Source organism: Demequina silvatica (assembly GCF_000971215.1).
Lineage (GTDB): Bacteria > Actinomycetota > Actinomycetes > Actinomycetales > Demequinaceae > Demequina > Demequina silvatica.
Window position 1 is genome coordinate 190,190 of the sequence record NZ_BBMA01000006.1, and the last position, 21,690, is coordinate 211,879.

At 74.0% G+C, this 21,690-nt stretch carries 21 protein-coding genes; 8 read left to right on the plus strand and 13 right to left on the minus strand.

Going from position 1 to position 21,690, the window contains the following annotated elements; translation table 11 throughout:
- Nucleotides 1–149: 149 nt before the first annotated feature.
- Both AOM05_RS10065 and AOM05_RS10070 read right to left on the minus strand, forming a co-directional pair.
- Nucleotides 150–875, minus strand: a complete 726-nt coding sequence (locus tag AOM05_RS10065; RefSeq protein ID WP_062521819.1) for an anaerobic ribonucleoside-triphosphate reductase activating protein — start codon at nt 873–875, stop codon at nt 150–152.
- 554 nt (nt 876–1,429) lie between these two features.
- Entirely contained in the window at nt 1,430–2,947 is a 1,518-nt protein-coding gene (locus AOM05_RS10070) for a DUF7059 domain-containing protein (protein WP_062521821.1), read from the minus strand.
- Between the two features lie 61 nt (nt 2,948–3,008).
- Here AOM05_RS10070 and AOM05_RS10075 point away from each other — a divergent pair, with 61 nt between their 5' ends.
- Nucleotides 3,009–3,470, plus strand: a complete 462-nt coding sequence (locus AOM05_RS10075; protein ID WP_062521823.1) for a hypothetical protein — start codon at nt 3,009–3,011, stop codon at nt 3,468–3,470.
- Nucleotides 3,471–3,483: 13 nt separating this feature from the next.
- Here AOM05_RS10075 and AOM05_RS10080 read toward each other — a convergent pair whose 3' ends face one another.
- The 5 genes from AOM05_RS10080 to AOM05_RS10100 all read right to left on the minus strand — a co-directional run bounded on the left by AOM05_RS10080 (nt 3,484) and on the right by AOM05_RS10100 (nt 9,938).
- Nucleotides 3,484–4,011 carry a GNAT family N-acetyltransferase gene (locus AOM05_RS10080; protein WP_062521825.1) on the minus strand — a complete coding sequence of 176 codons (528 nt, stop codon included), beginning with the start codon at nt 4,009–4,011 and terminating at the stop codon, nt 3,484–3,486.
- Nucleotides 4,011–5,369: a M20/M25/M40 family metallo-hydrolase gene (locus AOM05_RS10085; RefSeq protein WP_062521826.1), complete on the minus strand. Its 1,359-nt coding sequence runs from the start codon at nt 5,367–5,369 to the stop codon at nt 4,011–4,013. The genes AOM05_RS10080 and AOM05_RS10085 overlap by 1 nt, the downstream gene beginning before the upstream one ends.
- The gene (locus tag AOM05_RS10090) at nt 5,366–6,832 is read right to left on the minus strand and encodes an MFS transporter (protein WP_062521829.1); all 1,467 of its coding nucleotides are present in this window, start codon (nt 6,830–6,832) and stop codon (nt 5,366–5,368) included. The genes AOM05_RS10085 and AOM05_RS10090 overlap by 4 nt, the downstream gene beginning before the upstream one ends.
- Nucleotides 6,833–6,905: 73 nt before the next feature.
- Complete coding sequence (locus AOM05_RS10095) at nt 6,906–7,325, minus strand: hypothetical protein (protein ID WP_062521831.1); 420 nt, start codon at nt 7,323–7,325, stop codon at nt 6,906–6,908.
- Nucleotides 7,326–7,559: 234 nt separating this feature from the next.
- Complete coding sequence (locus AOM05_RS10100) at nt 7,560–9,938, minus strand: sodium-translocating pyrophosphatase (protein ID WP_082097440.1); 2,379 nt, start codon at nt 9,936–9,938, stop codon at nt 7,560–7,562.
- Between the two features lie 155 nt (nt 9,939–10,093).
- On the opposite strand from AOM05_RS10100, the gene AOM05_RS10105 reads away from it, so the two are divergent.
- Nucleotides 10,094–10,642: a sigma-70 family RNA polymerase sigma factor gene (locus AOM05_RS10105; RefSeq protein WP_062521833.1), complete on the plus strand. Its 549-nt coding sequence runs from the start codon at nt 10,094–10,096 to the stop codon at nt 10,640–10,642.
- 1 nt (nt 10,643) lies between these two features.
- Nucleotides 10,644–12,485 (plus strand): hypothetical protein, encoded by a 1,842-nt coding sequence (locus tag AOM05_RS14275; protein WP_062521836.1) that lies wholly within the window; start codon nt 10,644–10,646, stop codon nt 12,483–12,485.
- 168 nt (nt 12,486–12,653) lie between these two features.
- Here the strand turns inward: AOM05_RS14275 and AOM05_RS10115 are convergent, their stop codons facing one another.
- Genes AOM05_RS10115 through AOM05_RS14620 form a run of 3 tightly spaced genes read right to left on the minus strand, consistent with a single transcriptional unit; the run spans nt 12,654 to nt 13,557 of the window.
- The gene (locus AOM05_RS10115) at nt 12,654–13,070 is read right to left on the minus strand and encodes a TadE-like protein (protein WP_156165150.1); all 417 of its coding nucleotides are present in this window, start codon (nt 13,068–13,070) and stop codon (nt 12,654–12,656) included.
- Nucleotides 13,071–13,072: 2 nt separating this feature from the next.
- Nucleotides 13,073–13,372, minus strand: coding sequence for a hypothetical protein (locus tag AOM05_RS10120; protein WP_062521840.1), 300 nt, complete (start codon nt 13,370–13,372; stop codon nt 13,073–13,075).
- Nucleotides 13,373–13,395: 23 nt separating this feature from the next.
- Entirely contained in the window at nt 13,396–13,557 is a 162-nt protein-coding gene (locus tag AOM05_RS14620) for a DUF4244 domain-containing protein (protein WP_228373260.1), read from the minus strand.
- Nucleotides 13,558–13,737: 180 nt separating this feature from the next.
- Here AOM05_RS14620 and AOM05_RS10125 point away from each other — a divergent pair, with 180 nt between their 5' ends.
- Nucleotides 13,738–15,042, plus strand: a complete 1,305-nt coding sequence (locus tag AOM05_RS10125; RefSeq protein WP_082097442.1) for an ion channel protein — start codon at nt 13,738–13,740, stop codon at nt 15,040–15,042.
- Between the two features lie 4 nt (nt 15,043–15,046).
- Here the strand turns inward: AOM05_RS10125 and AOM05_RS10130 are convergent, their stop codons facing one another.
- Together AOM05_RS10130 and AOM05_RS10135 are read right to left on the minus strand one after the other, a co-directional pair.
- The gene (locus tag AOM05_RS10130) at nt 15,047–15,907 is read right to left on the minus strand and encodes a hypothetical protein (protein ID WP_062521842.1); all 861 of its coding nucleotides are present in this window, start codon (nt 15,905–15,907) and stop codon (nt 15,047–15,049) included.
- Nucleotides 15,904–16,902 (minus strand): TadA family conjugal transfer-associated ATPase, encoded by a 999-nt coding sequence (locus AOM05_RS10135; protein WP_062521844.1) that lies wholly within the window; start codon nt 16,900–16,902, stop codon nt 15,904–15,906. Before AOM05_RS10135 ends, AOM05_RS10130 begins: the two co-directional genes overlap by 4 nt.
- Before the next feature lie 142 nt (nt 16,903–17,044).
- Here AOM05_RS10135 and AOM05_RS10140 point away from each other — a divergent pair, with 142 nt between their 5' ends.
- The 3 genes from AOM05_RS10140 to AOM05_RS10145 all read left to right on the plus strand — a co-directional run bounded on the left by AOM05_RS10140 (nt 17,045) and on the right by AOM05_RS10145 (nt 19,199).
- Nucleotides 17,045–17,854, plus strand: coding sequence for an HAD family hydrolase (locus AOM05_RS10140; protein WP_062521846.1), 810 nt, complete (start codon nt 17,045–17,047; stop codon nt 17,852–17,854).
- 81 nt (nt 17,855–17,935) lie between these two features.
- The gene (locus AOM05_RS14280; protein WP_156165151.1) at nt 17,936–18,088 is read left to right on the plus strand and encodes a hypothetical protein; all 153 of its coding nucleotides are present in this window, start codon (nt 17,936–17,938) and stop codon (nt 18,086–18,088) included.
- Between the two features lie 151 nt (nt 18,089–18,239).
- On the plus strand, nt 18,240–19,199 hold the full coding sequence (locus tag AOM05_RS10145) for a hypothetical protein (RefSeq protein WP_062521848.1): 960 nt from the start codon (nt 18,240–18,242) through the stop codon (nt 19,197–19,199).
- Nucleotides 19,200–19,210: 11 nt separating this feature from the next.
- Here AOM05_RS10145 and AOM05_RS10150 read toward each other — a convergent pair whose 3' ends face one another.
- The gene (locus AOM05_RS10150; protein WP_062521851.1) at nt 19,211–19,483 is read right to left on the minus strand and encodes a hypothetical protein; all 273 of its coding nucleotides are present in this window, start codon (nt 19,481–19,483) and stop codon (nt 19,211–19,213) included.
- A gap of 140 nt (nt 19,484–19,623) precedes the next feature.
- Here AOM05_RS10150 and acs point away from each other — a divergent pair, with 140 nt between their 5' ends.
- Nucleotides 19,624–21,612, plus strand: a complete 1,989-nt coding sequence (acs, locus tag AOM05_RS10155; protein ID WP_062521853.1) for an acetate--CoA ligase — start codon at nt 19,624–19,626, stop codon at nt 21,610–21,612.
- The last annotated feature ends 78 nt before the right edge of the window (nt 21,613–21,690 follow it).

A 21,690-nucleotide genomic window follows, 5' to 3' on the forward strand; every position in this document is an offset into this window, starting at 1 on the left:
GCGCTGTGGGGAGCTGAGCGACGGTCACTGACTCGCTTCGGGCGAGCGTCGCTGAGTTCCTCACAGCAATCCGAGACCTCTGGATTCCGTCGGTGACTTCCCCATGGCGCGAAGGGGCGCGGGAGGCGCCGCGGCGGAGGGACGCAGGGTCAGCGGCGCGCGAGGTCCGGGAGGTCCTCGTGGGTGATGACGTCGTAGAGGCCGCGGCCGCGCAGCGCGCGACGGTAGCCGGCGGAGGCGGTCATGCGGCGCGGCTGCTGCAGCACGGGGGCGTGGAAGCCGCGGTGGATGATCGCGCGCACGGTCGCGAGGATGTCCTCGCGGGTGTGGACGGTCGGGTCGACGGTGAACTGCACCTCGTAGTCGACGCCGGACTCGTGGATGGCCTCGAGGGAGGCCCACGCCTGGGTGCCGGCGGTGTCGGAGCCGGTGATGTGCTCGTACATGGCCGGGGTGCCCTTGAGGTCGAAGCCCACCCAGTCGACGTCGGGGAGCACGGAGGCGAGGCGGCCCGGGTGGGCGCCCATGGTGTGCAGGCCCACGGAGTAGCCCATCGCGCGGACCTCGCGGATCGCGGGGAGGAGGCCGTCCTGGGCGGTCGGCTCGCCGCCGCCGAACACCACCGCGTCGACCATGCCGCGGTGCGACTCGAGCTGCTCGAGGACGCGGCTCCAGCTGACGCGGCCCTCGCCGGTCGGGTCGTGGCTCTCGGGGGTGCCGCAGTAGGCGCAGAGCCACGGGCAACCCTGCAGCGTCACGGTGGCGGCGATGCGGCCGGGCCACGCGTGCGTGCACGAGGAGAGGAAGTCCGCGATGACCAGACCGTGCGCGGTCGGGATCGCGATGGCGGAGGTGTCGAGCTCGGTGGTGGACATGGGGCGTGCCTCCTGGGTCGGCAGCCCCGCGGGATCTCCGCGGAGCAACTCTCCGACGTCCTGTCCGGACGTCATCAGGGTGCGCCGACGAGACGCGGTTCGACGCGCCGACACACCGTTGTCATGGGATTCGTTGACGAGGGGGCGATGGGGTCCCATCTGCGCCGCCTCGGCATCTCCATTCTTACCCGTCTCCGGGTCCGACGAGGCCGTGCGAGGCGCCTGAGCCTCCGGTCCCGCCGCGAACGTCGATGTCACCCCTCAAGGGTAGTTTTGCCGCCCGGTGACCACCTCGGACCAGGGTCCCGTATCTGGTGTGGCGGAGCCCATTCCGGGACCAATGGCAAGTAAAGTCCCGGGCCGGTTGTGTCAAGCCACGGCAAGTCGGGCGCGCGGGTGAATTCCCAGGAAACTCTCGGGTTCGGGCGACCGTCAGATACCGCTGCGGCGCGCGGATCCGCCCGAACCGACCATGGGATACCAATTCGGACACCCCGGGACCGGGACCTCCGCGCCGGGCGGGACCGGGACCCGGGCGCCCCGGGGGCCGGCCCCTACTCCAGGAACCCGTCCGCCACCAGCTCGCGGACCGCCGGCACCAGCCCGGCCACCATGCGGGCCGCGTCGACGTCGAGCAGCGCCGCCAGCGCATGCGCGATCTGGCCCGCGGTGAGCTCCCCGTCGCACGCGCCCACGAACCCGGCGAGCGCGGTGTCCATCGACACCGACCGCCCGAGCCCGGCGCCCTGCCGCAGCAGCAGATAGGACGGATCCGCCTGCAGCACCGGCCCGTAGCTCTCCCGCGTGACGTCCGAGGCGGCCGTCCAGGCCGTGGCGAGCAGCGCATCGTCCGTCATCGCGGCGACCCTGTCGTGGGCCGCGAGGGCCGCGACCAGGTAGCCGCCGAACGGCTCCTGCAGCGGGCCCTCGTGCTGCTCGAGGCGCCGGAGCGTCGGCGACCCGGACACGGGGCGCCGCAGCAGCACCATCCCGAACCCCACTGCCGAGACCCCGCGCGCGTCGAAGTCGGTGAGATAGGCCTGGTAGGCGGCCTCGAACTCGGCGCGGCCGCGCTCGGGCGTGACGCCGGCATCGCGCAGCCAGGTCTCGGCGTACTCGGCGGCGTCGAGCTCGTCGCGCTCGATCACCCACGCGTCGAGCGGCACGGGCGACGCGGCGAGCCACGCTTCCAGCCCCTCCTGCCACGACGATCCGCCGTGGATCTCCCAGTTGCCCAGCATCTGCGCGACGCCGCCCGGCGCGAGCACCGTCCCGACCGAGGAGACCAGCGTCGACACGATCCCGTCGCCCGGGACCCCCGACGCCCGGTACTCGAACTGCGGCGCGCCCTCCGGCGTGATGACGAACGGCGGGTTCGAGACCACCAGGTCGAACTCCTCGCCCGCGACCGGCTCGAGCATCGACCCCTCGCGCAGGTCCCAGTCCGCGATCCCGTTGAGGACCTGGTTGAAGCGGGTGTAGGCGAGCGCGCGGCGCGAGACGTCCGTGGCCACCACCTCGCGCGCGTGCAGCGAGGCGTGGAGCGCCTGGATCCCGCAGCCCGTGCCCAGGTCGAGCACGCGACCCACCGGCGCGCGCATGGTCATCCCCGCGAGCGTGAGGGACGCCCCGCCGATCCCGAGCACGTGGTCGTCGCGCAGGCGCGCGCCGGTGACGGCCTCGCCCTGGTCGGACGCGACCCACCACTGCGCCTCGCCTCCCTCGTGGGTGGCCGCATACGGCCGCAGGTCCACCCGGCCGCGCGCCTCGCCGCCGGACAGCTCGATGAGGCCCAGCCCCGCGGCGCCGTCCGCGCCCACGGACGGCAGCGCGCGGTCCACGTCGCGGGCGGGCACGGCGTCTCCGAGGAGGAACAGCCGGGTGAGGGTCGCCTCCACGGTGGACGATGCGCGGCTCGCCACCCGCGCCGGCAGCACCTGCTCGCGGGCGAGGGCCCTCATGGCCCGGTCCCCGACCACCGCCTCGACTGCGTCGACGGTCCAGGTGGAGAGGTCGGCGCGGAGGGCCTCGGCGGCGGAGGCGTCGGGCAGCGCGGGTACGTCGAGGCTCACGTGTCTGAGGCTAGTGCGCACGGTGCTTGACCGCGCACGCGACGGGGACGATGCTGTCGCCATGCCCTCTGCCTGGGGTTTCGCCACCGACGTCGACGTCACCGATTCCGCACCTCGCGACGTCTTCTCGGTGCGCGACGGCGAGCTGATCGACGCGGACATCCGGTGCTCGGTGAACACCTCGAGCCTGGACTGCGTCGACGCGGTCGAGGGCGAGTTCGTGTTCTCGATGATCGAGGTCGAGTGGGCCTCCGACCCGGTGCCCGACGGCCGACTGCTCGACGGCGGTCAGGCGGGGTGGTTCGTGATCGTCGGTGAGACGGCGGAGCCGCTTACCGTCGGCGACGGCGTCGCAAGGCCCCTGTCCGAGGTGATCGCGATGGCCGGGGATCCCGGCTACGACCCGTGGGAGCCCGCGCTCACGCAGTGGGGCCCGTGGCTCGGCGTTGCCGCGCTGGCGGTGGCCGCCGTGGGGGTGCTCGCCGCGGTGCGACGGCGCCGACCCCGCACGGGTGCGGTCTAGCGCACCGACCCCTTCACAGCGCCCGCGCCATCTGGAGCTCGCGGCCCATGGTGGTCGCGAACACGTGGCCGGTCGGGGCGAAGCCGAGCCGCGCGTACGCCGCCCGCGCCCGTGCGTTGTCGGCGTGGACGTCGAGCTCGAGCCGCGCGAAGCCCAGCGAGCGCGCCCACCCGCACGCGGCGTCGACCAGCGCGTCGAGCGTCCCCGCACCGCGTGCTGCGGGAGCGACGTAGACCCCCACCAGCACCGCGCGACGCTCGGGGATGACGGTGTCGAAGTAGTCCCGCTCGCCCGCCTCCTGGGCGAGCACCACCACGGAGCCCACCAGGGCGCCGCCATCCTCGCCGAGCCACTGCGACACCCGGTCGCCGGCCGACGCCGCGGCGGCGCGCTCGATCCAGAACGCGTCGGGCTGCTCGCTCGCGACCGCGAGGGTCTCGAGGAACGCGACCGACGCGGCCGGGTCGGCGAGCGCCTCGAGCCGCAGGTCGCGGGCGCGCGCCCAGTCCTCGTGGCGGACGCGTCGGATCGAGACCGCCATCACGCCAGCCTCTCCGACGTCAGCAGCGCGCGGTAGAACGCGACGCCCCGACCGAGCGACTCGACCTCGACCTTCTCGTTGGGCCCATGCACCGCCTCGCGCTGCGCCTTCGACATCCGCAGCGGCGCGAACCGGTAGGTCGCCCCCGCCGCCGGCGCGAGGTGGCGCGAGTCGGAGGCGGCCAGCATCACGTACGGGATGGTGACGGCGTCCGGATACGAGACCGCGACCGCCTCCACCAGCGAAGCCCACCGCGCATCGTCCCCCCGCGGGGAGACCGGGGACGGCTCGGACGGAACCTCGACGGCGATGGTGACCCGCGCATCGTCCACCGCGCGCCGCACGTGCGCGACCGCCTCCGACACGCTCGACCCGATCGCGACCCGCAGGTTGAGCACCGCGGTGGCGCGCGTCGCGAGGACGTTGTGCGCGGGGCTGCCCTCGAGCTGCGTGATCGCGACGGTGGTGCGGACCATCGCGGCCAGCTCGGGCGACAGGCGCGGCATCACGCGCGCGAGCACGCCGCGGAGGGACTGTGCGCGGCGCAGCAGGGCGCCGAGCGGCCCCTTCATCCGGCCACCTACCAGCAAGAGCATCTCGACCGAGACGTCGTTGACGGCGGCGGGGTGGGGGTGCGCCTCGATGCGGGCGAGCGCCCGGGCGAGGATGCCGGGCGCGGACTCGCGCGGCGGGGTCGAGGCGTGGCCGCCCAGGCCCTCGACCGTGAGCCGCAGGTCCACGATCCCCTTCTCCGAGACGCCGATCACCGCCGCCTCGCCGTCGAGCCCGGGGAACGCGCCGGTCGCGACCGCGCCGCCCTCGTCGAGCACCATCCACGGGGTGACCCCACGCTCTGCCAGGAGGGACGCGGCGGTGATGGCGCAGTCGCCATAGGACTCCTCGTCGGCGCCCATGAGGAGGTAGAGGTCGCTGGCCGGGGTCCAGCCCTCCGCGAGCAGCGACTCGACGGCCTCGAGCATCACCACCAGCGCGCCCTTGTCGTCCAGCGCGCCGCGGCCGTGGACCCAGCCGTCGGCGATCACGCCGGCGAACGGCTCGTGCTCCCAGCCCTCGGCGGCCCAGTCGCGCGGGACGGGGACCACGTCCTGGTGCGCCATGAGCACCACCGTGTGCTCGGCGTCGTTGCCGGGGATGCGGATCAGCAGGCCCGCCCGCCCCACCGTCTCCACCGCGTGACCGAAGGTGCGGGGATAGAAGGTGCGCAGCGCAGCGTGCAGCGCGGTGAACGATGCGGCGGTCGCCTCGTCGTGCGGGCCCGCGTCGCGCGGGGTGACGGTGGGAATGCGGATGAGCGCGGCGAGGCGCTCTGCGACCTTGGTGGGGTCGGGCAGCGTCATCGGGCCGCGCCGGTCTCGGCCTCGACCACGTCGACGTTGTGCTGGAACGCGACCTTGGGGACGGCGAACAAGCACGCGCCCGCGACCAGCGCGGTGCCGCCGCAGATGGCCCACACGGTCATGTAGCCGGACAGGGTGCCGGCGGTGGACTCTCCCGCCGTGGCGGCCGTGGACGCGCCGCTCACCAGCGCGATCGCGAAGGCCGTCGACGCGAACGCGCCTCCGATGGTCTTGGTGGTGTTGGTGAGCCCGGTCGCCATCGCGGTCTGGTGCGGCGGCGCGGCGGAGGCGGCCGCGGCGGGCAGCGCCGCCACGAGCGCGCCCGACCCGAGCCCCGCGACCACCATGCAGGTGACCACGGTGGCGACGCTGCCGTGGAACGGGATGAGGGCCAGGTAGCCGCCCGCGACCAGGAACGATGCGGCGATCAGGACCGCGCGCGGGCTGAAGCGGGCGCTGAGCCGGGCGAACAGCAGCGCGCCCACCAGCAGCGAGACCACGTACGCGCCGATCAGGTAGGAGACGGTGGCGGAGGTGAGGCCCAGGCCGTAGCCCACCTCGTCGGGGTCGGTGCGGGCGAACGTCGACAGCGGACCCTGCGCGCCCAGGACGCTGACACCGAACAGCGTCGCGGTGAGGATGACGGGCCACACCGTGGGGCGCGTGAGGAGCGCGATGTCGACCAGGGGCTGGTCGGTGCCGCGCTCGACGCGGACGAACACCCACATGAGCGCGAGGCCCGCGAGCACCATGGCCGCCACCCACGGCGTGAAGCCGTCCAGGCGGACCAGCGAGAGGCCGCCGGTGAGGGCGAGCAGGCCCAGCGTGAGGACCACCGTGCCCTTGGTGTCGATGGTGCCGCCCGCGCGGACGCCGGTGTCGGGGACCTTGAGGATGACCACCGCGAGCGCGACGGTGACGAGCGCGGCGGGGACGCACAGCGCTGCCCACAGCGGGAGGATGCCGCCCAGTTGGCCGGCCGCGAGCGCGCCGATGATGGCGCCCGCCTGCAGCGCGGCGACGATGATGCCGGCGCCCCGGCGGGTCAGCGCGGCACCGTCCTCGCGGTCACGTGCGCGCGAGTGGATGATCGCGACGTTGAGAGGCAGCCAGACCACATAGAAGCCCTGGATGGCCCACGCCAGCACGAACAGCGGGAAGCTCGGCGCGAACGCGAGGGCCCAGGACGCCACCGCGGTGACCACGAGCGAGCCGATGAGGACCTTGCGGTGGCCGATCATGTCGCCCAGGCGCGCGAGCACCGGCACCACGATGGCGCTCAACAGGAGCTGCGCGGCCTCGAACCAGTTGACGTCCGCATCGTGGATACCCAGGTGCCGGGCGATGTCGGTGAGGAGCGGGGTGTAGTAGCCCTGGAGGACCCCGGAGGTGCCCTCGACCACGACCAGGGCGCCCACCACTCCCCCGGCCAGCCTGGTGCTCATGGTGCTCGTGCGTGCCATGCGGGAATGGTTCCAGAGGTGTGTGTCGCCGGTGTTGCGGCGCGCCGCCCCGCGGGGCGCGCGTGGACCGTCGCTACCGGACGGTCACCGTCGCGCCTTGGCGTTCGAGCAGAGCCACGACATCGTGCGCCGCCGCCTCCGACAGGCCGGTGCGAACGATCAGCGCGTCGCCGCGGTGCATGACGTCGGACAGCACGCTCAGCTCGCGCGCCCCGCCGTCCTCCGCGCGCACGGCCTTGAGCACGTCGATCCGGCGCGGACCCCAGTCGGTGACCGTCACCATGAGATCGCCGGCGTCGCGCGCGGGCGGATCGGGGGTCCTCTCGGGGAGGATCAGCGGGCGGGCGAAGATGTCCGTCGCGGTCCATGCCAGGAATGCGATCGGGAGCACGACCCACCAGGGGGAGCCCAACTGGACCAGCGCCACAAGCCCGGCTATCGCGAGCGCGTACGCCGCGATGCCAGTCGCGATCTCGCGTCCGCGCTTGCTCACACCGCCCGCATCACGGTGGGCTTCGACCTGCCGTCCCATCGCGCTCCGCTCCCTTGATACGCCCGTGCTGGTTTCCGGCTCAAATCCTGCACCAACGTATCAGCGAGAGGTGGGAGCGCACGGGCCGTGCGCGCGCCTGCGCGCCGCCCCGGGGACCGCACAGAGCCAAGCGCGGCGCCTGTCAGCCGGGGGGCAAACGACAGGCGCCGCGCTGCTCGGGGGCGCGCTTGACCCTTAGCGCTGCTCCCCGCCCGCGGGCGTGGCCGCGGGGGTCTCGTGGGTGTCGGTGGGAACGGAGGTGGACTCGGAGTCGGCACCCGGACCGTGCCCCTCGTCCTCGGCGGCGGAGTCCGCCTCGCTGGCGATCCCGCCCGCGTGGGCCCGGCGCGAGGCCAGCCCGACTGCGACCACGGCGACCACGCCCGCGATGCCGGCGATCAGCGCCCGCATCCACGGGTTCGCCGACTCGCCGTAGGTGAGCAGCACCACCGCGGGAGCGATCAGCAGCGCCACCAGGTTCATCACCTTGATGAGCGGGTTGATCGCCGGGCCGGCCGTGTCCTTGAACGGGTCGCCGATGGTGTCGCCGATCACGGTCGCCTCGTGCGCGGGCGAGTTCTTGCCGCCCCAGTAGCCGTCCTCGACGATCTTCTTCGCGTTGTCCCACGAGCCGCCCGAGTTCGCGAGGAACACGGCCATGAGCACGCCGGTGCCGATCGCGCCGGCGAGGAAGCCCGCGAGCGCCCCGACGCCGAGCGCGAAGCCCACGAAGATGGGCGCCATCGCGGCCAGCAGTCCCGGCGTCGCGAGCTCGCGCAGCGAGTCCCGGGTGCAGATGTCCACCACCCGCCCGTACTCGGGCCGCTGGGTGCCGTTCATGATGCCGGGCATCTCGCGGAACTGGCGACGCACCTCGAACACGATCGCGCCGGCGGCGCGGGTCACCGCGTCGATCGCGAGCCCGGAGAACAGGAACACCGTCGCGCCGCCGATGATCACGCCGACCAGGGTGAGCGGGTGGATGATCTCGTAGGAGAACGATGCGGCGGTCGCCGCCGCATCGCCGAGCGCCTTCGCGACGGCGTCGGAGTAGCTGCCGAACAGCGCGGTCGCGGCCAGCACCGCCGTCGCGATCGCGATGCCCTTGGTGATGGCCTTCGTGGTGTTGCCCACCGCGTCCAGGTCGGTGAGGGTCTTCGCGGCCTCGTCGTCGACCTCGCCCGACATCTCGGCGATGCCCTGCGCGTTGTCGGACACCGGCCCGAACGTGTCCATCGCCACGATCACACCCACCGTGGTGAGCAGTCCGCAGCCCGCGAGCGCCACCAGGAACAGCGAGAGCGTCACGGACCCGCCCGCGACGGCGAACAGCACCACCACGGCGCCCGCGATGACGGTCGCCGTGTAGACGGCGGACTCGAGGCCCACGCCGATTCCCGCGAGCACCACGGTCGCGGCGCCCGTGAGGGAGGTGCGGGCGACCCGACGCGTGGGCCGCTTCGCGGTGTCGGTGAAGTAGCCGGTGATCCACAGGATGAGCCCCGCGAGCCCGATCCCGACGAACACCGCGACGGTGGAGACGATGCGCGGGTCGCCGGTCTCGTCGGCCAGGGACGCGCCGTTGAGGTCGGAGAACGACGAGGGCAGGTAGACGAAGGCGGCGATCGCCGCGAGCACGGCGCCGACGGCGGCCGAGGTGTAGAAGCCGCGGTTGATGGCCTTGAGCCCCGGCTCCGAGCCGCGGATCTTGGTGATCGCCACGCCGAGCGCCGCGACCAGCGCGCCGATCGCGGTGACGATGAGGGGGAACACAAGCCCCTGCTCGCCGAACGCCGCCTTGCCCAGGATCAGCGCGGCGACCAGGGTCACGGCGTAGGACTCGAACAGGTCCGCGGCCATGCCGGCGCAGTCGCCCACGTTGTCGCCGACGTTGTCGGCGATGGTGGCCGCGTTGCGGGGGTCGTCCTCCGGGATGTGCTTCTCGACCTTGCCGACGAGGTCGGCGCCTACGTCCGCGGCCTTGGTGAAGATGCCGCCGCCGACCCGCATGAACATGGCGAGCAGCGCGGCCCCGAAGCCGAAGCCCTCCAGCACGGCCGCCGCATCGTCCCGATACAGGAACACCACGGCCGCCGCGCCGCCCAGGCCCATGCCGACCACGGACATGCCCACCGCGCCGCCGGTGCGGAACGCGATGCGGGCGCCCTCGGCGCGACCGCCCGAGCGCGTCGACGCGGACGCGACACGCACGTTGGCGCGCACCGCGAGCCACATGCCCATGTAGCCGATGGTCGCCGAGCAGCCCGCGCCCAGCAGGAAGAACAGCGACCGGCCCACCCGCACCCCGGCATCGCCCGGCAGCAGGAACAGCAGCGCGAACACGAGCGCCGCGAACAGCGCGAGCGTGCGCAGCTGCCGGCTGAGGTACGCGGAGGCGCCCTCCTGGACGGCGGTCGCGATGTCGTTCATGGCGTCCGTGCCCGCGGGCGCCTGCAGCACGTTGCGGCGCAGGAACCAGGCGGCGACCAGGGATACGCCGGCGATGACCCCGATCACGACCACGATGGCCGCGCTTCCGGAGCTCACCTCCACGGCGGTGACTGCGGCACGCATACGTCCTCCTCGACGTCTCCCCGACGCGACTCCGTTGTCACGCCCGCAAGGGGTACCAGGCCACTCTAGGGGACAAGGTCGGCGAGCCGTCGAGACCTGCCCCAACGTTTCTGCGACGGTGCTCGTCACCATTGCATCGACGGTGAGGTGGGGCGATGAGCGAGTGGCGGGAGATCATGGCGCAGCTGGTGCGCGACCGCGAGCGCGCGCTGCTCGGGTACGCGTACGTGGTGTGCGGCGACGGCGCGATGGCGCAGGACCTGGTGCAGGACGCGCTGGTGCGGACGTTCTCGCGTCCCCGGCCAGGCCTCACGGCGGTGAAGGCGGAGGCCTACGTGCGCCGCGCGATCACGTCCGTGTACATCGACGGCTACCGGCGCGACCAGCGCTGGCGCCGCGTCGAGCACCTGTTCCGGCCCGCGCCGGCGGCGGTGGATCCGCTCGCCGGGGTCGAGGCGGGCGCGGACGTGCTCGAGGCCCTCGCGACGCTCGCGCCGCGGGAGCGGGCGTGCGTGGTGCTGCGCTTCTTCGACGACCTCACGGTGCCGGACATCGCGCGCCACCTGGGCCTCGCGCCCGGGTCCGTGAAGCGGTACCTGCACGACGGCCTGGGGCGGCTCGAGCTGCTGCTGGGCCCCCTCGACGACGACACGGCGGAGGACCGGCACGACGTGCCCACCCGCCGACGGATGGAAGGCGACTGACATGAAGCTCTCGGATGCCCTGCGGGGCGCCGCCGACCGTGCACCCCTCGACGGGCTCGCGGTGGACACGGGTCGGGCCGCGCGCCGCGCCGCGACGCAGCGCGGCCTGCGCACCGGCGCGACCGGCGTGCTCGCGGGCGGGATGGTGGTGGTGGTCGGGTTCGGCGTGTCGGGCGTCACGGGCGCCGGCACCTTCTCCTCGGCGGACGATGCGGGGGCTGAGGAGTCCGCGGCCGTCGCCGAGGATTCGGCCGGGGACGCGCGGGGCGACGGCGAGATGGCCGCCGGGGGCGGCGCGGCTGCCTCCTCGATCGCGTGGGGCCTGTGCGGCGACACCCTGCCGGACCTGAGCGACGTGCGGGCGCCCGTGTCGCTCGCGACCGCGCTCGACGAGTCCGTGGTCGCGGGGGCGGACGCTCCCGCCGAGCTCACCGGCACCGTGACCGCGACGGTGCTGGTCCCGGGCGCCTACGAGGGCTTCTCCACCGACGTGGTGGTGCTGTGGGACGGGATCGTGGTGGGGGTCGGCAGCGCCGACGGCCTGCCCGGCGGTGCCGTGAGCTCCGAGGGTCCGGTCGCGATCGACCTGGTCGAGGGCGAGCAGCCCGCCACCGCCGTGTCCGTGCCGGTGGTGAACTGCTGGGACGGCGAGCCGCTGCCCGCCGGGGAGTACTCGGTGGTCTCCTCCGTCGAGCTGTGGCAGGCGCCCGAGGTCGCGGAGGACGGCTCCGCTGTCGCGTCGAGCGCGGGCGCGCGGGCCGTGTCCGAGCCCGCGGCGTTCACCGTGACCGGCGACGCCGTCGACGACCCGTTCGGCGCGTACCTGGGGACCACGGACCCGCCCACGGACCCGACCATCGAGCCCGACGAGCCAGTCGAGCCCAAGCCCGACGGCACGCCGTCCGACGCGAAGCCCACCGTGAATCCGGCTGCGCTCGACACCGACACCGCGCGGGACCTCTACCGTGACGGCCTGGCCGGGGCATGGGACATGGCGGCGGGGACGCAGCGGTGGCTGGTGTCCGGCGACTCGACGGGCGACCTCCGCTCGGGATGGTTCGGGTGCGCGTGGGAGGGAGACGGCGCGTTCCCGTCGCGGTCCTCCGCGATGGGGCTGATGGACGTCGCGGTCGACGCCCCCGCCTCGATCGACGTGAGCTACGGCTGGGTGGTCGACGGCAACCCCGCGGTGTCGAGCCGCGTCACCAACGCGTCCGCGTGGGACCTCGACGAGTTCTGGGACGCAGGCAGCCTGCAGCTCGCGCTGGTGCGCGACGGCCGCGTGGTCGCGGAGGCGTACCCCGTGGATCCGCACCTGCAGGGCGTGGTGGCCTACGGCGGCGTGGCGGAGCCCGCGATCGCCGAGGACAAGGCCGCGGAGGGCGCTGCCGGCGCCGCCGAGATGACCATCGCGCCGTACCCCTACCCGGAGGGCGGGCTCGAGCGGGGCGCGACGGTCTCCACGGAGCTTCTGTGGCGGGACGTGAACGGCTGCTGGGACAACGCGGGCCAGGCCGAGGTCGAGCCGGGCACCTACACGCTGCTCGCCATGCACTACCTCACCGTGGGCGGCGACGTCATGTGGACCGGCGACGGCGCGGAGGGCACCGAGGGTTCCTCGGGCTCCCTGGGCGACCTGCGCGGCACGCTCGACGACGCGACCGACGGCCCCTCGCTGGTGGCGCCCGAGACGGGCACGCTCGGCGGCGGAACCTCGCGCGAGGGCGAGCTCGGCGAGGCCACCGCAGGCGGCAGCGACGCCGCGATGCCGCCTGCGGACGGCGCCTACGACATGGTCGACTTCCAGGTGTGGACCTCGCTGGGGACCATCACCGTCCGCTGACCCGCCCGACAGCGCAGGTAAACGATGTGGGCTTTGTCACAAATCACGCACAAGCACCCCAACACGCGCCACGCTGTTATGGAAATCATGCCGATAAGACGTATTGAATCGGCTTACGCGTTCGCCACCGGCGGTCGCGGATAGATTTCCTGACAGCGGCACGATCCCTCAGCCGTCCGCTCTCAGGAAAAAGTCGGCGGCGGTCCGACCCCCCTCAGCTCGGGCCGCCGCCGGCACCTCCCTCCCGGCTCTCGCGGAGGCGCTCCTCCCCTCGACCTCCACGGTCACCGTCACGTCGCCGCGCGCGTCCGCGCCGCACGCGACGAGCGCACCCCCGGCCCGGACCGCCGCGACTCGCGCCACCGTGCACGCCGCAGCGACGTCGACGGGCGACGCGCGTGCCAGCGCCCCGCGCGCCTCGACGGCGCCGGCGAGCGCCGCGACGTCCGCGGCCGCCTGAGCCCGGGCGTGAGACGCCACCGCGCCGGCCGCCACCGCGAGCGCGAGCACCGCGACCAACGCCGCCAGCGCGACCCCGATCGCCACCACCGAGCCCGCGCCGGTGTCGCCACCCGGCCCGCGCATCGTCACCCCTGCGCGGGCAGGGCCGCGCTCGCGGACGTCGCGCCCCATGGCCACCCCCGATCCACCGTCACCGTCACCTCGACCCAGCCGTCCGCCCGCCCGACGCCCACCGCTGCGCCGGAGCCGGCGGCGCGGGTCGCCGCCGCGATCCCGGCCTCGTCACCCGCGATCACCGCCTCCCGCGCCCCGGCCACCGCGGCGGCGGGCACCGCGACCCCGACCGCCGCCGCTTGGACGGCGGAGAGCGTCGCGGCGAGCACGGCGACCGCGGCCGGGAGGGCGAGCGCGAGCTCGACCGTCACGGACCCGCGATCGCCGCGCGCCCTCATGTGCCGAGCGCCCCGCGCAGGATGCCCATGAGCAGCCCGCGCACCTCGTCCGACTTGAGGATCACCACGAGGAGGCCGGCGAAGCCCGCCGCGGCCACCGTCACGAGCGCGTACTCGACCGTGGCCATCCCCTCGTCGTTGTGCAGATCCCTCTTCATTCCCACTCCCTTCTCCGGTGCTCTCCACGCTCCGCAGAACCGGGCGCGGCGGCCAGGCCGCCCCCCGGATCTGTGGGGAGGGACGGGGACGCGAGGGCCCGTGGACATCGGCCGCGCACCCGCGCGGCCTAGAGTGTGCGGAGGGCGGTCAACGCCCTGGCACACGCTTCGAGGGGGACCATGAACGACGTCGCGCAGAGCCCCAGCCCCGCGCTGCTGGCGAAGTCCGCCGTCCCCGCGGCGATCGTGGGCGTCGGGTCCGCGCTGGTGCTGTTCGGCGTCGACGCGATCGCGCACCAGCTGCACCACGTGTGGTGGGAGTGGCTGCCCGACGCGCTCGGCGTCGACGGCGAGGCACGCTGGTGGGCCGCGCTCATCCTCATCCTCACGGGCGCGCTCGTGGGCCTCACGCTGTGGAAGGCTCCGGGACACGGCGGCCACGACACCGCGACGGTCGAGCTGGTCTCGCCGCCCCTGCCGCTACGCACGCTCCCCGGCGTCGCGGTCGCGCTCATCCTGGGACTCGCGGGCGGCGTCAGCCTGGGCCCGGAGGGGCCGATCATCATGATCGCGACAGGCCTCACCGTGATCGCCTACCGGAGGTTCCTCCCGCAGGTGCCGGTGCCGCTCATCCTCATGATCTCGACGGCGGCGATGCTGGGCGCGATGCTCGGCACCCCGGTCGCGGCGGCGCTGGTGCTCACCGGCGTGCTCGGCGGGTCCGCGCCGGGCCAGCTGTGGGACAGGCTGTTCGCCCCGCTGGTCGCGGCCGGCGCGGGCGCGGCGGTCTACCACCTGCTCGGCGGCGCGTCGTGGGACATGGGCCTGCCCGACTACTCGGTGCAGTGGATCGACCTGCTCTCCGCCTCCGTCATCGGCGTGGCCGGCGCGGCACTGGGCGCGGCCGCCGCCGCAGCGTTCACGCCCGCGCACCGCATGTTCCGCCGCCTGGGTCACCCGATGCTGTACGTCACCGCGGGCGGCGCGCTCCTCGCGGTGCTGGTGCTGATCGGCGGTCAGATCACCACCGGCAAGGGCGCCGACCAGACGGCCGAGATCCTCGCGACCTGGCAGGACTACTCGGTCGCCGGCCTCGCGCTCATCGTGCTGGTGAAGCTGGTCGCGATCGTGGTCTCCGGCGCCGCGGGCTTCCGCGGCGGCCGCATCTTCCCCGCCATGTTCACGGGCGTGGCGCTCGGCCTGTTCGCCCACGCGCTGGTGCCCGACGTGCCGATCACCCTCGCGGTCGCGGCCGGCGTGCTCGGCGTGGTGTTCGCGGTGGGCCGCGACGGCTGGCTCGCGCTGTTCGCCGGCGTGCTCATCTCCGGCTCGATCACCGTGCTGCCCGTCCTGTCCATCGCGGTGCTGCCCGTGTGGCTGGTGCTCACGCGCGCGCCGCACATGCTGGTCCACGAGGAGCCGGCGCACGCGGCCGCGGGATCCGCCGCGCCCCCCGCGCCCCCCGCCCCGCCGGCGGCCGGCTGACCGCTCAGGGCGCTCCGCCCGCCAGCACGCTGCCGCCCACGACGGCGACCAGCAGCGGCGCGAGCCCCACCGCGAGGAACGCCGGCAGCAGGCACAGCGCGAGCGGCAACGCGACCCGGACGCCCAGCTCCCCGGCCGCGACGGCGGCCTCGGTGCGCGCCCGTCGCGCGGCCGCCCGGGACACCGCCTCGAGCGACGCCGCCGGGCTCGCCCCGGCGCTCACCGCCGGCAGCACGGCGCGCGCGACGCCGTCCCACGGCGGGTCCGCGCCCTCCATCCCGTCCGCGAGCGCCGCGAGGCCCGGCTCCTCGAGCGCCTCCCCGACCGCCCGGAGAGCGCCCGGCACTGACGCCCCCGCCTCCAAGGCCGCGGCGACCAGGGCCGCTCCGGCGACCACCGCATCGGCCTCCCCTCCGGCGGCGCCGGCGCGCGTCACGATCCGCACGGTCCATGCGCGGCCGGCCCACGTGAGCGAGCCCCCGATCGCGAGCAGCGCCCATCCGAGCGGCGTCAACGCGAGGACGCGGATGGTGCGCGGGTCGACGAGCGCGCCGAGCGCGAGGCCGGCGAGCGGCAGCCACATCAGCACCCGCGCGCTCAGCCGGGGTCCGGCGAGGGCCGCGCGGCGCAGCGCGTCCGCCTCGCGCGCGTCGGCGGCGGCCTCCGCGATGGCAAGCAGCATCGAGGCCAGCGGCGCCCCGGTGCGCAGCGCGAGGGCGTCCGCGGCCGCGACGGCCCGCTCCAGCGTGCCCGCCGGCCGCGCGGGCACCTGAACCCCGGCGCGCGCCCATGCCTCGCCGGCGGGCAGGCCCGCGCGCAGCAGCCCCACCACCCGCGGGAGCGACTGGTCCCACCCCTCGCTCACGCCGCCACCCCCTCCGCGAGCGCGCGCAGCCCGGGCCACGCGGGCCCGTACCGCTCGCCGGCGTCGTCGCGCTCGATCGCGGTGACCGTCGCGAGGCTGCCAGAGTCGGCCCTGAGCCGTGCGACCTCCCGCACCCGCCGTCCCGCCGCCGCACGCTCGACGTGCACCACCACCGCGAACGCCGCCGCGGCCTGCGCCGCCAGCTGGGCCGGCGACATCCCGGCGAGCACCGCGAGCGCCTCCAGCCGCGCGGGCACGTCGCGCGCCGAGTTCGCGTGCACGGTGGTGAGCGCGCCGCGATGACCCGTGTTGGCGGCCGCGAGGACCTCCCGCAGCTCCGCGCCGCGGCACTCCCCGAGCACGATCCGGTCGGGCCGCATCCGCAGCGCCTCCCGCACCAGCCGCTCGAGCGGCACGCCGCCCGCGCCCTCGACGTTGGGACGCCGCTCGACCAGCCGCACCACGTGCGGGTGCCCGAGCGCGAGCTCGCCCGCCTCCTCCACCAGCACGATCCTCTCGCCCGGATCCGCGGCCGTCAGCAGAGAGGCGAGCAGCGTGGTCTTGCCCGCGCCCGTCCCGCCGGACACCAGCAGCGGCACGCGGGCGCGCACCAGGGCGGCGAGCATCTCTGCCAGATCGTGCGACAGCATCCCGCCCGCGACCAGGTCCTCGAGCGCGAACGGCGTCGCGCGGATCCGCCGCAGGGAGATCGCGGCGCACCCGTCCGCGATCGGGGGCAGGACCGCATGGAGCCGCGTGCCGTCGGCGAGCCGGGCGTCGACGGTGGGCGCGGCATCGTCCAACCGCCTGCCAGCCGAGGCAGCCAGGGCGACCGCGAGCGCGCGCACGTCCTCCGCCGTCGCGAGGTCGACGGCATGGCGCTCGATCCCGCGCCCGCGGTCCACCCAGGCGACGCCGGGCGCCTGCATCATGACGTCCGTCACGCCGGGCAGCGCGAGCAGGGGCGCGAGGGGTCCCGCAGGGAGGTCGGTCACCCCACGAGCGTCGCCGCGACCGGGGCCGCGCGCCAGGCCCGGCGGCGCGCCTGTGGACGATGCGCGGGTCGCCCGGTCCCGGGGACATCGGCACCGCGCGGGGCCGGGCGGGGATGTCGGGGGCGGCGGCTACGCTGACGTCATGGCGGCAGCGGGTCCGCGGCAGAGCGCGGCGTTCTTCGACCTGGACAAGACCATCATCGCGAGGTCCTCGTCCATGGCGTTCTCGCGCTCGTTCTTCGAGGGCGGGCTGCTCACGCGCTCCAAGGCGCTGCGCACCGCGTTCGCGCAGTTCCTGTTCGAGGTGGGCGGCGCGGACGAGCGTCAGACGTCACGCCTGCGCGACGCGCTCAGCGAGCTCATCGCGGGCTGGGACGTCGCCCAGGTCGACGAGATCGTGGCGGAGACGCTGCACGAGCACATCGACCCGATCGTCTACCAGGAGGCGCTCGACCTCATCCGGCGCCACCAGGCCAACGGGCGCGACGTGGTGATCGTGAGCGCGTCCGCGCTGCAGGTGGTCGAGCCGATCGCGCGGCTGCTGGGCGCGGACGCCGTGGTCGCGTCGCGCATGGAGGTCGAGGACGGCCGCTTCACCGGGGAGATCTCGTTCTACGCGTACGGTCCCGCGAAGGCGGAGGCGATCCGCGAGCTCGCCGACCGGCTGGGCTACGACCTCCCCACCAGCTACGCCTACTCGGACTCCATCACCGACGCCCCCATGCTCGACGAGGTGGGCCACGGCTTCGCGGTCAACCCCGACCGCGCGATGCGCCGTGCCGCGCGCCGTCACGGCTGGGGCGTCCTGGTGTTCCGCAAGCCCGTGGGGCTGCGTTCCCCCGCCGGCACACGCCCGGCGATCGTCGCCTCGATCGCGCTGGCCGCCGTCGCGGCCGTGTGGATCATCTCGCTCGCCGCGCGCCGCGGACAGGGCTCGGACCAGGACATCTGACCCGATTTCGGGCGCCCGTGACTGCGTTAGTGTGTTCTCGCCGAGGCGCGGAGGTCGTGTCACGGCGGGGGGAAGACAACGATGAACAAGGCTCTGGTCGCGGCGCTCGTGGGCGTGCTCGGGCTCGCACTAGGCTTCGGCGCCGGCTACCTGTGGGACAACGCCCGCGACGGCGACGGCGACCCTGCGGACAGCCCCACGCCGACCGCGACGGCGACCGCCGCATCGTCCTGAAACCCGCCTCGTGTGCAGTACGTCACACGAGGCCGAATCGGGCCCGCGCACGCGGGCGAGGCGAGTCCGAATCGTCCCTTCGATGACGTATCCTCGCCACAGCCCCCTCGCGTCGCCGGTGGGCTGAGCACACCCTTCTCGAGGACGTCACTTGCGCAAGATCCTTCTCGCCCTCGCCGCGCTGATCATCGCGGTGGGCTCCGCCGCCGCCGGATGGTTCGGCGTGAAGGCGTGGAAGGCGTCGCAGGTCGCGGGCACCCCGCTGCCGAACCCGGTCACGTCCGAGACGGCCAGCGGGGAGACGGTGCCGCTGACGTTCCGCCTGTCCGAGGTGGTCGCGTCCGGCAACGACCTGTTCGACCCGCCCGCGTGCGGCGAGACGTGGACGCCCGACGGCGCCGACGCGAACGGCGTGCTGCCCGTGGTCGACGCGTCGCTGAGCGAGGTCGACGGCGTCGACACCGTCACCGTCATCCCCGGCTACACCACCGAGACGGCCGGCCTGGGCTTCCTCGCGTCCGAGGGCAACGTGATCGTGACCAGGGACGATGTGGTGGTCACCCCGGACTGGGGCGGCGAGTTCGTCCCGGAGTACTTTGTCGCGACGCCGGGCGAGACCACGCTCACGCAGAACAACCTGTCGATCACAGCGGCGCTGCTGTGCGACGTCTCGGACGAGCTCAACGCCATCTGGCAGGGCTTCGACTGGTCCACCGCGACCGAGGAGCAGATCGCCGCGAAGCAGGCCGAGGCGGCCGAGTTCTACGCCGCCCACGAGTCGCTGCCCGCGGGGACCTACCGCGTGTACCAGTGGTCGCCGATCATCCTGGGCGCGCCCGCCGCGAGCGCGCGCGTGCTCGCCGAGGAGGGCATCACCGGGCTCTCGGGCCTCCAGTACAACGCCGGCTACACCGACCTCTACGACGACCCGCGCGTGCAGGAGCACTGCACCGACCAGGTCGACGCGGACGGCAACCTGCTCCAGCGCAGCTGCGATGTCCCCGAGGACGTGCTCGCCGAGGTGCTCGAGCGCGACGTCCCGGTCGAGTACATCGCGGACGTGCCGCCGGCGGTGGCGTTCTCCCTCGCTGCCGAGTTCACGGTCGAGTAGCGGCGCCCGCCTCAGCCGGACTTGCGGCGGAACTGCTGAGGCGAGTGCGCGGAGCCGTTGCCGTGCAGGTGCGCACCCGGTCCCTGCGCGGATCCGTGGACCCCGCCGCCCTGCCCGTCGTTGCCCACCGCGGCGGCCATGACCGCTTGTGCGTCGCCGTCCTTGACGGAGGACAGGAAGGACTGCGCGGGCTCGTCCTTGAGCATCTTCGCGAGCTTCCCGTGGTGGAAGATGTGCACCTCGCCGTTGGTGCGGGTCCGGTAGTCGAAGCCTTCTGCGCTCATCGCCCCAGGCTCGCACGGACTGGACGCGAGCGCGCGGGGAAACCGGCGCATCGTCCCTTGCGACACGCGCAACCGATCGAATACCAGGCCGTCTAACAAAGCCTTCCCAGCCCTGGGACCTTGGTCCTAGGGTGGCGCGCATGGACAACGTCGCCCATACCCTCGAGAACCTGCACACCGAGACCCGGTCCTTCCGGCCCCTCGCGAGCTTCGCCGCGCACGCGAACGCGACCGCGTACGAGTACAAGAAGGCCGGCGTCGACCGGCTGGAGTACTGGCGCGAGGCCGCCCAGCGGCTCGCCTGGAAGGTCCCCTTCACCGAGATCCTCGACTGGTCCGACGCGCCCGTCGCGCGCTGGTTCCACGACGGCACGCTCAACGCGTGCGACAACGCCGTCGACCGGCACGTCCGCGAGGGCCGCGGGGACCGGATCGCCTTCCACTTCGTCGGCGAGCCCGGCGACACCCAGACCCTCACCTACGCCGACATCCACGCGCGCGTCCAGCAGGCCGCGAACGGCCTTGCGAGCCTGGGCGTCGGCAAGGGCGACCGCGTCGCGATCTACCTCCCGCAGATCCCCGAGGCCGTAGTCGCGATGCTCGCGTGCGCACGCGTGGGCGCGATCCACTCGGTGGTGTTCGGCGGCTTCAGCGCGGACAGCCTGCGCCAGCGGATCGACGACGCGGAGGCCAAGCTGGTCATCACGGCCGACGGCGGCAACCGCCGCGGCGCGCACCTTGCGCTCAAGCCTCTGGTGGACGATGCGCTGGCCGGGCACCCCGAGCAGGGACCGGCGGCCTCGGTGGAGCACGTCCTCGTGGTGAGGCGCACCGGGCAGGAGACCGCGTGGACCGAGGGCCGTGACGTCTGGTGGCATGACGTGGTCGACCCGCAGCCGGCCTCGCACGAACCGGTCTGGGTCGAGGCCGAGCATCCGCTGTTCATCCTCTACACGTCCGGCACCACGGGCACCCCGAAGGGCCTGTGGCACTCGACCGGCGGCTACCTCACCGGCGCGGCGCAGTCGCACCGGCTGGTGTTCGACCTCAAGCCCGAGACCGACGTCTACTGGTGCACCGCGGACGTGGGCTGGATCACCGGGCACTCGTACATCGTGTACGGGCCGATGATCAACGGCGCGACGCAGGTGCTCTACGAGGGCACCCCCAACACCCCGCACGAGGGGCGCTGGTGGGAGATCGTCGAGGAGTACAAGGTCACCATCCTGTACACGGCACCCACCGCGATCCGCACCTTCATGAAGTGGGGCGAGGCGATCCCCCACCAGTACGACCTCAGCTCGCTGCGGCTGCTCGGCTCGGTGGGCGAACCCATCAACCCGGAGGCATGGATGTGGTACCGCCGGGTGATCGGCGGGGACCGCTGCCCGATCGTGGACACGTGGTGGCAGACCGAGACCGGGTCGATCATGATCTCCCCGCTGCCGGGCGTCACGGCCACCAAGCCGGGGTCCGCGATGACCCCGATGCCGGGTGTGTCGATCGACGTGGTGGACGATGCGGGGCGTCCGGTCGCGAACGGCGAGGGCGGGTACCTGGTCATCACGGAACCCTGGCCCTCGATGCTGCGGGGCATCTGGGGCAACCGCCACCGGTACGTCTCCACCTACTGGAACCACTTCGACGGGATGTACTTCGCGGGCGACGGTGCCAAGAAGGACGTCGACGGCGACCTGTGGCTGCTCGGCCGCGTCGACGACGTCATGAACGTGTCCGGCCACCGCCTCACCACCACCGAGATCGAGCACTCGCTGGTGTCGCACCCGTGGGTCGCGGAGGCGGCCGTGGTGGGCGCCTCGGACGAGGTGACCGGGCAGGCGGTGGTCGCGTTCGTGATCGTGCGCGAGGATGCCCATGGGGTCCCGTCCGAGGGGTCCGAGGTGGCCGCCGCGCTGCGCGAGCACGTGCGCCGGCAGATCGGTTCGCTCGCGAAGCCGCGCACCATCCTGGTGGTGTCGGAGGTGCCCAAGACGCGGTCCGGCAAGATCATGCGCCGCCTGCTGCGCGACGTCGCGGAGAACCGTCCGACCGGCGACGTCACCACGCTCGCGGACCCGACGGTCATGGAGGCGATCCGCGGCGGGCTGGAGGCCGGGCGCGCGGACTGATCCCGGCCCGCGCCCCCTGCGCCGCCCGCCCCTGCGCTGCCCACTCCTCCGCTGCCCGCCCCTGCGCGGGCGGGGCGC